Source organism: Vibrio sp. Vb1166, from assembly GCF_033338695.1.
Classification (GTDB): domain Bacteria; phylum Pseudomonadota; class Gammaproteobacteria; order Enterobacterales; family Vibrionaceae; genus Vibrio; species Vibrio alginolyticus.
Map to the genome: position 1 here is coordinate 100,310 of NZ_JAWOTE010000001.1, position 10,455 is coordinate 110,764.

Here is a 10,455-nt window from a genome sequence, read left to right on the forward strand (position 1 = left end):
TTAATTAGTCGTAAATTGCTTTCCACTCTTCATACTTCTCAGGTAGAAGATCCTTGCTTCCAAATAACCGATGGAGTGTTTTTCGAATTAGGTCTTCTAACTGTGACGATAAGTGGGGTTCCCAGCTCGCGAGATTAAACGCTTTTTGTACTTCCCACCCCTTCTCAAGATACGGCAAACACAACGGGTATAATCCAACAGACTGGTAAGCTGCTATCAATTGTAAATACAGCATGAACTGCCCTCGTCCCGAGCTATCCAGCTCAAGTTTGTGGGCAAGCTCTGCGGCACATTCCCCTAGATTTTCTAGAGTGATATCCTCCATTGGCAGCGAGTCTTCCTGCGAAATCACAACCGTTTGAACAACGGGTTGAGAAGTCGAAGAAGTAGTATCTTGAGTCGATAACCAGCTCAAGGTCGCTTCATCTGCAAATGGTATAGAATTCTTAAATGAGAGGTGCTCGATGCCCTCTAGCGATTCAACAAAACGCGTCACTTCTTGTTTCACAGCAAGCGCTGCATCATCAAAGCCCAAGTTATTAAGCATCGAATACACGAAGTAATGGCCCGTCAGCCAAAACGGCGCATCCGTTAATGTGCGCTCCAAACGCTTAATGGTGTCGATGTCGCTTTCTTGTTCAGCTTTATCTCGGTATTCCGCTTGTTGATCGGACGACACTGCCAAGCTCAAAGGCGTTTGATTATTTTGGTGGTCGGGTAGACCATCAATGTCATCCCAAGTCAGATGACGATAAATCCGGTAAGCCAGCGGATCACTTGGGTTCGCATGAAGCATGACTTCCGCAACCTTCTTCAAGGTGCGCTTAGAAGCCGTAGGCGAAGAGAAGTCCGTATCGACATCGACTTCTTTTGCTACCGCTTTCTTAACTGGCGCAGGTTTAGGGGCCGGCGGAACCGCCTTCACCGGTGCGGTTTGCACTTCATTCTGCGCTGGCGTTTCTTCGGCAGCAGACTGCGTAGCTGGTGCAGGCGCCGCTTGTTCAACGTTAACGACTGCATCATCGCTCTGCTCATCAGCCGCCGCTTGTTGAGATAAAACATTGAGTTGAGTGCGAATCTCAAAGAAATCCGCTTCTGAGTCTTGGTAAACCTCGTCGTACTGGCGCTGCACTTCTTCAATAGTCGAAATGCAGTTTGATACCAAATCCCATGACTGAGCGCTTTCCGCTAACTTGCTGCTGACCAGTTTAAACTGATGGTTCAACCATTCGACCGCGCCATCTCGACCCCGCTTTCGCGAAGGATACAATTCAACGCCAAAGCGACTTAACGCCTCACTAAGCAGCTTTAGACCTTGTTCAAAGCCTTGCAGACCAAACTCTTCTGTTAGCGCGCGAACGAGGTAACAAATGGCTTTTAAGTCTTTACTGTGGTGCTCTAGAACTTCAGTCGCGTGCGTTTTTACCACGCTCCAATCTACTGTTTCGCCAAACAAGGAACCGAATTTCTTCACTTCGGACTCCATCATTTCGTAGCAAAACTCGTAACGGGCATCGTTTCCCACTGGAGATTCATCAGAAATAGGATTAAGCAGACGATCGATATCAATGTTGGACAAAATTCACGTCTCCTTCAGTCAAGTAATCTCTCAACGCACGCGCTACCGCAATTGCGCCATTTGCTGGCTTAGATAATCGATGGCTCTGCTCAATCGCATCTGACGCCATGCTATCTAGAATTTTCGTGATTTCTGTAAATTTACTTGGTGCATTCCGTTCTAAATCGGCAAGGGATTCATGTAGCTTTTGTTTGTCGTAAACGGATTGCTCCATCACGGTGCTAAACAAAATAAATTCGCTTCTTGCGACGATTAAATCCTTTATTTTTTTGTCTAGTTCTGGCGTATTACCGAAGTAGGCTTTGGCTAATTCGGCTTCTTCAATTGCTTTGGTGTAAAAGTGCGCCTCTGCATGTTTATCGATGGAGTCATTAATATTTTCCATCACAGCCTTTGGTAAGATTTGGTTGTAGAAATAGGCTTGTGACTGGTTTAACAACCATGCCTCTTTCATTTCATTTTCTGCGAGCTTAGCTTCACCATCTAAAATTAAGCGAGCAATCTGCTTATCTCGACTGCCAACTATGGCAGATACTTTCATGGAATCGATAGACGCGACATTTAACCCAGACATCACTTTAGTCAACGCCTCATCCGCATATGGAAACAGAGCACCGTCACGAACAAGGGTTTCTCGCAAGGTGACAAGCTCCTTACGTAATTCGACTAATGCCATTGGTAAGCCATCCGCTAACGATTGATACGACGTTAACTGAGCCTGTTTTTCTTCATATAAATTCGAGAGGCTTAACTGCTGAGCTTGATATGCTGTTCGATAAGCTACTGTCATATCAATACTCTGAGTAGCTTGAGACAATTCTTCTTTGATTTTCCATGGAGGCTGAGCCAAAAAAGAAGCCGTTTCAGAGGGCGTAATAACGTGAGTTACAGTAGTGACACCTCGGGAAAAAATGGCATCCAATTGATCTTTATTCTGTTGATATAAATAACTTCCTGCTGTTGCCAGCACACTCAACACTAAGCTCGCCTCTAATATTTTAAAGCGACCATACGCCGTTTTATCATTTGGCTTACAGTGTGTAAGCAGCAAGTCCGCGTTACGCAAGCTACTGAAAATTGGTGCGTTAGAATTTGAGCTAATTGATTGCGTATCGATTCGCGCTAACTGTTGAGCAAAAGAAATAGCGGTATAGCCATGCCCTCTTGGTTTGTTGATGACTTCTTTCAGCAATTTCCAAATATGAACCGGGATCAAAGCCGGACGCTTTCGGTCTTTTAACTGCTTATTCCAAGCATCACCAAATATTGAGCCTAAAAATAGATGTCCAGCGAGCAAAGCGAGAGAGTAAACATCATCTTGCGGTTCCGCGATGCCAGTTTCTATATAAAGAGGGGAAGCGTAGCTCAAGCTTGCCTCTGCGTATGGTTCTGTCTCTCCAATGTAACGAGCAGCGCCGAAATCAATGAGCTTAACGTAATCGCCTTCACTCACTAATACGTTAGATGGTTTAATATCAAGATGGCAGATACCTCTTGTATGCATAAACTCTAGAGCGCCAGCGAGTTGATACACCAACCAAGCGATGTGGTCGTGGCGGAAGCCTTTAGAAGAATGACGCTCCATTTTTTCTGCCAGTGATTCACCTTGGATCCACTCGTACATCAAATATGGGCGTTCGAATTCGTTGCCGATTTTTACAAAGTTAGCCACGCTAGGGTGTTGAGAAAGCTCCAGCCTGCTCGCTTCGTTAATCAACATTTTGCTCGCAAATTCTGGCGAGTCATCATTGATAACTTTGCAACAGATTTGCTTCTCTGGCTGCCCTTTTTTTGCAAGATGGTAAACCGTTGTCTTACCATTTTTAGAAGGAAGCTTGTCTAATACATCAAACTGTGAAAAAAGCACGTACTCAAGCTTCGGCTTATTTTTTTCTGCTAGCCTTTGCTCATTCAGTTTCTTTTTCTCAATAGCTTTAACAACCAACTGATCGATATATCCTTTGGCTGTACTCTGATTATTAGACACTTAGTACTCTTTCATAGAATAAATATTATTAGAGTTGAATAATATTTTCTTGAACGTACTTGTATCAAGGTTGGTATTTAAAACAAACAGTAAGCCTATTATTTTAGTTATTATTACTAACTTATTAGACCTTTTTACTTACGCTTTCACTGCATGAGTTATACGCTTTTTCGTGTTACAAACTTCAACCTAATAATATGAGTATATTTTCATTGCCATTTGATCGATGAGTGCCCACTAACATTGCAGTAATTGGAGAACTCCTTTGTCACCATGAAAGTCGAACATTAACAATGTAGTTGGTTGCTTAAAGTGGTGCTCTCTGACCGCAAAGGCAATTAAAGCGAGAGAAGAACAACTGCCCATTGTGCCCCACAACTCATTGATAAGCTGCGGTTGTTCTGGGTTCGTGAATCGTTCTGCTTTCGCCCCCAGAGCAAAGCCGTAATCTTCCGAATGCATGCGCAGGTTCGTCATATCGGAATACACGTCACCAAATGAATAGAGCTTTTTACTCGCACGTTGAACAAGTCGAAACATGCCTCTTCGGTCTGAAGTGTTTAATTCCGTATCAATGTAGCCAAGCTGCGCTTGAGGCTTAAGTTTCAATGTTTCTACGGTGTTTTTTCGACAAAGAATTAAACCCGCCCCACCCTCGCTCGGAATAACGCCCCATGGATTATTGGTACTCATTACCATCGCATCGTCGATGAGTGTTTGCATCGAACTCACCAAGGAATCGACACTGATACACATCATAGCATCATATTTATCCAATGATTTCATGGCCTGGAGAACGAAACTGGGCCCACTGGCATGAACAGCATTCACCACAGAGAGAAATTCAGCATAGTTACTTTCACCAAGCCATTCTTGCACCTTTACTAGTGAAACAGACGCAGGCACAGCTATAAGCAAAGGTATTGGTCTCAATGAACGTGGTAACTGTGCTAACAATGAATCAAGCAAGTGGGTGATTAACTCACACGTTTTCTCAAACTGCTCACTTTCTTTGGTGTATTCGATTTTGGCGTAAGTAAAACGCTCGATACCATCATCCCCTACACATTGGTCGAATCTTCCTAAATCAGCATACGAAACTGCACTAGCAATATCTAAATTCATACCGGTTGGCGTCATCACTTCCATCCCTAGCACGTAACGGCCTGTTGAATTATGCATGCTCGCTTACCTCTTCCAACTTAGTGATCGATGTCGACACCAACAAATGCTCCTTGCCCTGACAAGGAAACGCAGCCGTGTAACTGATTGATATAGTTTTCTTTTCCGCATCAACGAATAAGGTGTACATCGCCATATCAGCTTGATAACTTTGACCTTTAAACGTCGCGATCGCACGGTATTTTTCTTTAGGAATTCGAAATGAAAGCGTGTCATCATGACAAAAACCACTCATCATCAAACGCTCCCCCCCACGAAGAAAGCCTTTGCACTGTTGATCAATAGGCGCGCTTTGGAAGAACCGCTTATCAAAATCGAGTGGCAACATTGGCTTGCGATTCTCAATCCAATCGTCATCGAACGTGCCGGCCAGCTTCTGGCGCGCCTCAAAGAACGGAGGCACTGGCCCGAACCCCGCAACGCGTAGTTTTTTCGCGGCGGCACTCCAGTCCTCTCGGGGATAAAAAATCGAGGGTACTTTCTGTTCAAGCAATTCTTTGTTGGAATCGGCAACACCACCGCCTATTCGGTTACGTAAATCACCGCCTACCGCGCAAGTGTAATCAATGTCTTTTTCAATAAATGGGAATGGGTTGCTCAGCGTTATACTACCAGCATGCTCAACCCATACTCGCTCCCCGTGAATAGCGAGAGTCTTATCGATATGACCATCAATCAGCACACGACACTCTTGGTATGTCACTGGCTTTTTCGCGTAGCTGCGCGCTTTGCCGTAAACAAGTACATCTGTGTTTTCTTTGGTATACGCGAACTCGTGGTCAACTTTCATCGCAGAGAAGCCTTCTTCGCCCAAATATTGGGGATCATCGAAGATTTCACTTTCACCTAATTCGTGCCAAACCACACCATCGAATTGCCAAGTACGTTTAGCGACCACAACCCACACTTCATCGCCGTTTTCGTCACGTTGAAAACGACCTTTAAGTGATAGCTCAGGGTGCGCTTCAATATCCCATAACTGCATTGCTATTCCTTAAGTTGAATCGTTCGCTCGCAGAAGGTGCGGCCTTTAAATTGTTGAAGTTCCAGTCTTGCTGATGTATCGGCATCGCCATATCCCAAGGCACGTAGGCTCTGGATTGAATGCAGATTTGGCGCCATAGCCAGTCGCGGAACAGCACATCAACGTTAGAATCTTGCATCGCAGCTAACGTAGACTCGAAGCTCAATGCGTAACCCAAGCGGCTTGGTAGATTTTGGATATATTTTTCATCTTCCACCCACTCATTGAGCAGATCGACGATCTCTTCCCATTCATATTCGACACCAACATCTTGCGGAGTCAGAGGAAGAAGCTTTCCGTAGACGACATACAAGGCTTGAAGCCAAATTTCACCTTCAGCTTCCTCCAGACTTTCCAAGTGCTCGATGATTTGGGGCACCAGTTTCCAATCGCCACTCAGCGCAAAATCAACAGGTGCTAATGAAGAAGAGATATCAAACGCCTCAAACTCTTTTAATTCAAGCAACTTGGCATAAGTGAGCACTTGCGCTGATGGTAATCCATTTGGTTCGATGCCAAAGCTCTGACGGAACCAAGTGCCTCTGTCACGTTTGGTAATCAAACGTTCAAATAGGTATTGTTCGCTGCCTGCATTGTCATTAAGCCAATCAATCCCCTCTTTTACGTCTTGTAAAGCGAGCAGTGGCAAAGCAACTTGAGAGCTAATGATGCTGGCTTTGTGCCAGCGCTTGATGAGAGAAACACTTAATGTTTGACGTACACGTAAGCATTCAAAGTAAAACGCACTGGATGTCGCATTACCCTCAATAAGCTCCGAAAGCGTACTATCCATAGATTCAACCGGAGATTGTACGGCAATGACCATTGCAGTTTTAGCGTCAATATCTTCGAGTAAACTCAATCCGCACAAAAGGTTATCCAACTCTGAGCCCAACTCCCCCTGTAGCATCAGCCAGCTGTAAATTTCTGGCTCCTGGCCTCTTAACTGATGAATCAACCCCGGTGCTAGCCGATAAAACGACAAGTACACCTGCTTCAGTTCTTCAATTTGGCGTTCGATCAGCTTGAGATACGCCAACTCACGACTTGGATAACCCCTTTTGTGAATTTGAACTCGCTGCCTGATTAAAAACCCGATACTTTCAGAAGCAATGGACAGCTTTTCATTACAGAAATCCAGCCATGTTACTGGCAACTGGGAAAGGTCATTCACAGCGCGCTCAGCTTTTGCTAACGCGCCTTCGACTTCTTGATTGGTTATGGGTGCCTTTAGGTGCTCGACACCGATTCTTTGTCGCATCTAGTTATCCGTTATTAGCGTGCCATAACGCGATTGCAATTAGTTAACTCGAAGTAATTAGCTCACTTGGCGTGACTTGTTAACACAAAACCATTAGCTAACGCGAAGTAATTAGTTAATTGCGATCGTTCCGCCTTGAATTTTTTGTGCTTTTTCTGCTTGAGAAGTGACGTACTTCGCTTTAGTGGTAATTCGTCCATCGCGCCCGCTATAGCGAGTTTCTGTCTCACCACTTTTGACTACCAACTCTTGTTCTGTCTCGATAACCATCTTCTTCGCTCGCAATACAAACTCGTCAGAGTCATCCAGAATGGAGAAGAAAATGTCCGTCACAAGAGGCAAGCTTAAGTCGTCGTTCAAAAACTCAACTCGACAACTTAATCGATTATCGATAGCCATTTGCAGTTCAGAACGACGAAAGCCACGTCCTAGTCTCGCAGTGAGTGGCTGCTTAAATGGGTTACCATCAAAATCAACTCGCACACTGCCCGTAGACTCATTGATAGCCACTATTCTTCCAAAACGCGAAAAGCAAGCCGTTGATTCGGCTTGCTGCTCTGATATTACTTCTGTTGTAAGAGGTTGTTTTTCCATTGTTAGTTAACCACTACGTTGCCACCTTTCACGACGACTTTGTCACTGCCTTCGATCGTAATAGCCGAGCCTGATAACTTTATTGAACCATCACTGTTCATCACTAAAGAGGAACCACCCGTTTTCAATACAATCTTGTCGCCACTGATAATTTGCGTTGCACCATCAGCTTTATAAGCGGTGTTCCCTTTCACTGATACCGTTAAGTTGCCACCAACCGTCTGGTTATCATCCGCACCAATATCTGAACTCTTAGACGCACCGATAGTAAGGTTACTGTTTTCGCCAATATCTAAGTCATCATTTTTACCGATCTTAGTCGTACGGTTATCACCAATTTCTAAGTCAGAATTGTTTTTCACATACTGGGCTTCGTTCGCGTTGTATGTAACGGTAACGTCTTGCTCGACTGTCTCCGTAAACGTACTGTTTACCTGTGTCGTTTTATGCCCATGAATGGTTTCTTTATGGTCACCATGAACTTCATTCGTTTGGTGACGTGCAACCTTCAAGAATTCATCTTGACCGATATCACGGTAACGGTTGTTGAGCACCTTGGTCGACATGTCTTTTTGAGCGTGAATATAGACTTCTTCTTGGTTCGCTTCGTCTTCAAAACTCAACTCGTTGTAACCTGTTCCTTTGTGCGTTTGCGTGCGGAACGTGGTACGAGTTTTGTTTTCTGGCAAAGAGTACGGTGGGAAATGCAAACCGTTGTAAACTGCGCCCGTAACTAACGGACGATCTGGGTCCCCCTCAAGGAAAGTTACTACGACTTCGTGGCCAATACGCGGCAAATAAACTGCGCCCCATGTTGGCGCCGCCATGGATTGGCTTACACGAATCCAACAGCTTGAATGCTCGTTGTTATCACCGTAGCGATCCCAATGGAACTGTACTTTCACTCGACCAAGCTTGTCGGTGTAAATCTCTTCACCTTCTGGTCCTACAACGACCGCCGTTTGCGGGCCATCCACTACTGGTGCCGCTAGTTTAGGCGCTTTAAACACCACATCACGTGGAATACACGAGAACTGGTTGTAGTAAGTGGTTGGCATACCACTCGCTTCATCTTCATGCACTTGCGGATCTTGACCTGTGTGCATTACAGACAACATGAGGTAATCGCGGTTAATCTCAGAACGCGGGTGGTCACTGACGTTAAAGCTGTAACCAGATGCTAAGCGCATTACGTCACTCGTTGCTTCCACTTGTTGATTATCGACTATGTGTTCCGACATCCACTCCGTGGTTCTCACCTGACCCATCAGCGGGTCGACGTATCGTCCAGGATAATCAAACTGCTTGAGATCTTGGTCTAGCTCGCCAGCCTGTGTCATCTCTTGTGGAATTTTAGGGTGTTCGTAGTTGTAATCTGTGTACGTAACCTGTCCCGTTCTAACGCGGTTAACTAACTCGAGATCAGAGATATGTTCGCGATCGGCAACACCGCCACCATCGGCATGATAAACAATCGGCCCAATGTAAGAAGCATTTAGTGGCGAGCTTATCAAAGGTGCAATCGCGTCATTACTGTCGACAATGACCATCGTATGATTTGAATCGCTATGGTCAAAGTAATACCACATACCGTGTTCAGCCATCATACGCTGCACGAAATGCAAGTCAGACTCACGGTATTGCAGAACGTATTCTTTTGGAGGATAAGTACCCGACACTTCAAATCGGTAATCGGTGACTGCCCCATCATCGAGTACTTCTGTGATGATGTCTTGCGCTGACTTTTGCTGGAAAATACGACAATCTTGGCGCTGAGATAAGAACCAAGCTTGAGGAACCAAGACTAATTGATAACGAGAAAAACGACGTCCAGTCCCTAAGTAACGAACTTCATTCACCACGCCGTTGAACACACGCGCAGCCCCAACACCTTGTCCGTAAAGTGTCAATGTTCCTGCTTTACGTATTAACTCATCGAACGAGATATCTGGATCAAGTGAAAGTAATGAGAGATTGATGTGGAAAGGCTTAGATAACTCTTCATGAACATGAAAGCTCTCAACCCGAAATTCATGCCCACATCCAGGCACTTCAAATTTAAATTCTACGTCATTCACCATATCTTTTACCTGATACAAATAATCGAATTAGGGCCAACAATCGTTGGCCCTGAATCTTTACGCGACGAGCAATTAAGCTTCGCGTGGAGCACGCCAGTCGTCGTTACCCGCAGTACCACAGTTTTCGTGAGTTACTTCGATCGCACGGTAAGTGAACTTAAGCACTTCTTCTGTCACGCGGTCAGCTGTTGCTGCGTCTTGACAGTGGTTCATACGAGTTTGGATATCGACAAGTAGCGCATCAATCAATTTGATTGAGTAGTAGTGCTCTTGTTTACCTTGAACTGAAGTACGGTAGAAGCGGATCACACACTCAGGAAGTTTTTCGCCAGATACTAGTGCGTTGAATAGTAGTGGAGATGAGCGATCTTGAACTTTAGTTACAACAAGTGGACGGTGTACACGTTGACCAGTTGGCTGACCACTTTGTGGATCACGTGGAACAGTTAGCACGTGATCAAGTTCTTGTACTAGGAACTCATCAACGTGAGCTTCTTGCCATGTGTTACCTACTGAATCTGCAGAGTAAGTATCTTTAGTAATATGGCCTTGAGTCTCACCTTGGATAGACATATATGCTGGAGTTGGCATCGCTATTTCCTTTTCTAAAATCTGTTTTGTTTAAATCACCAAATCGCTTATCACCGCGACTACTTGGTATAATCAAAGTCCGTGCCAACTTTAAAAATACAATAAAAACAATAACTTATACAAATTAAGACATTATTCACTAATATATTGAGTACA

8 protein-coding genes are annotated in these 10,455 nt (G+C 44.7%); all 8 read right to left on the reverse strand.

Features of this window, described 5'->3' with window-relative positions:
• Nucleotides 1-4: 4 nt before the first annotated feature.
• Entirely contained in the window at nucleotides 5-1,579 is a 1,575-nt protein-coding gene (gene tssA, locus R7E51_RS00445; protein ID WP_033906408.1) for a type VI secretion system protein TssA, read from the reverse strand.
• Nucleotides 1,566-3,566 carry a serine/threonine protein kinase gene (locus R7E51_RS00450; protein ID WP_206957779.1) on the reverse strand — a complete coding sequence of 667 codons (2,001 nt, stop codon included), beginning with the start codon at nucleotides 3,564-3,566 and terminating at the stop codon, nucleotides 1,566-1,568. The genes tssA and R7E51_RS00450 overlap by 14 nt, the downstream gene beginning before the upstream one ends.
• Nucleotides 3,567-3,803: 237 nt before the next feature.
• Nucleotides 3,804-4,748, reverse strand: coding sequence for a hypothetical protein (locus R7E51_RS00455; RefSeq protein ID WP_206957781.1), 945 nt, complete (start codon nucleotides 4,746-4,748; stop codon nucleotides 3,804-3,806).
• Nucleotides 4,741-5,733 carry a DUF2169 family type VI secretion system accessory protein gene (locus R7E51_RS00460; protein ID WP_206957782.1) on the reverse strand — a complete coding sequence of 331 codons (993 nt, stop codon included), beginning with the start codon at nucleotides 5,731-5,733 and terminating at the stop codon, nucleotides 4,741-4,743. Before R7E51_RS00460 ends, R7E51_RS00455 begins: the two co-directional genes overlap by 8 nt.
• The gene (locus R7E51_RS00465) at nucleotides 5,714-7,033 is read right to left on the reverse strand and encodes a hypothetical protein (protein WP_206957783.1); all 1,320 of its coding nucleotides are present in this window, start codon (nucleotides 7,031-7,033) and stop codon (nucleotides 5,714-5,716) included. Before R7E51_RS00465 ends, R7E51_RS00460 begins: the two co-directional genes overlap by 20 nt.
• Before the next feature lie 111 nt (nucleotides 7,034-7,144).
• Nucleotides 7,145-7,627: a hypothetical protein gene (locus R7E51_RS00470; RefSeq protein ID WP_025767908.1), complete on the reverse strand. Its 483-nt coding sequence runs from the start codon at nucleotides 7,625-7,627 to the stop codon at nucleotides 7,145-7,147.
• A gap of 2 nt (nucleotides 7,628-7,629) precedes the next feature.
• Complete coding sequence (gene tssI, locus R7E51_RS00475; protein WP_005373412.1) at nucleotides 7,630-9,708, reverse strand: type VI secretion system Vgr family protein; 2,079 nt, start codon at nucleotides 9,706-9,708, stop codon at nucleotides 7,630-7,632.
• A gap of 72 nt (nucleotides 9,709-9,780) precedes the next feature.
• Complete coding sequence (locus tag R7E51_RS00480; RefSeq protein WP_005373415.1) at nucleotides 9,781-10,299, reverse strand: Hcp family type VI secretion system effector; 519 nt, start codon at nucleotides 10,297-10,299, stop codon at nucleotides 9,781-9,783.
• Nucleotides 10,300-10,455: the final 156 nt, after the last annotated feature.

Bases quoted from the DNA above. Each gene is read 5' to 3' on its own strand.
- R7E51_RS00455 (WP_206957781.1), bottom strand. From the start codon at position 4,748: ATGCATAATTCAACAGGCCGTTACGTGCTAGGGATGGAAGTGATGACG.
- R7E51_RS00465 (WP_206957783.1), bottom strand. From the start codon at position 7,033: ATGCGACAAAGAATCGGTGTCGAGCACCTAAAGGCACCCATAACCAAT.
- R7E51_RS00470 (WP_025767908.1), bottom strand. From the start codon at position 7,627: ATGGAAAAACAACCTCTTACAACAGAAGTAATATCAGAGCAGCAAGCC.
- R7E51_RS00480 (WP_005373415.1), bottom strand. From the start codon at position 10,299: ATGCCAACTCCAGCATATATGTCTATCCAAGGTGAGACTCAAGGCCAT.
- tssI (WP_005373412.1), bottom strand. From the start codon at position 9,708: ATGGTGAATGACGTAGAATTTAAATTTGAAGTGCCTGGATGTGGGCAT.
- R7E51_RS00460 (WP_206957782.1), bottom strand. From the start codon at position 5,733: ATGCAGTTATGGGATATTGAAGCGCACCCTGAGCTATCACTTAAAGGT.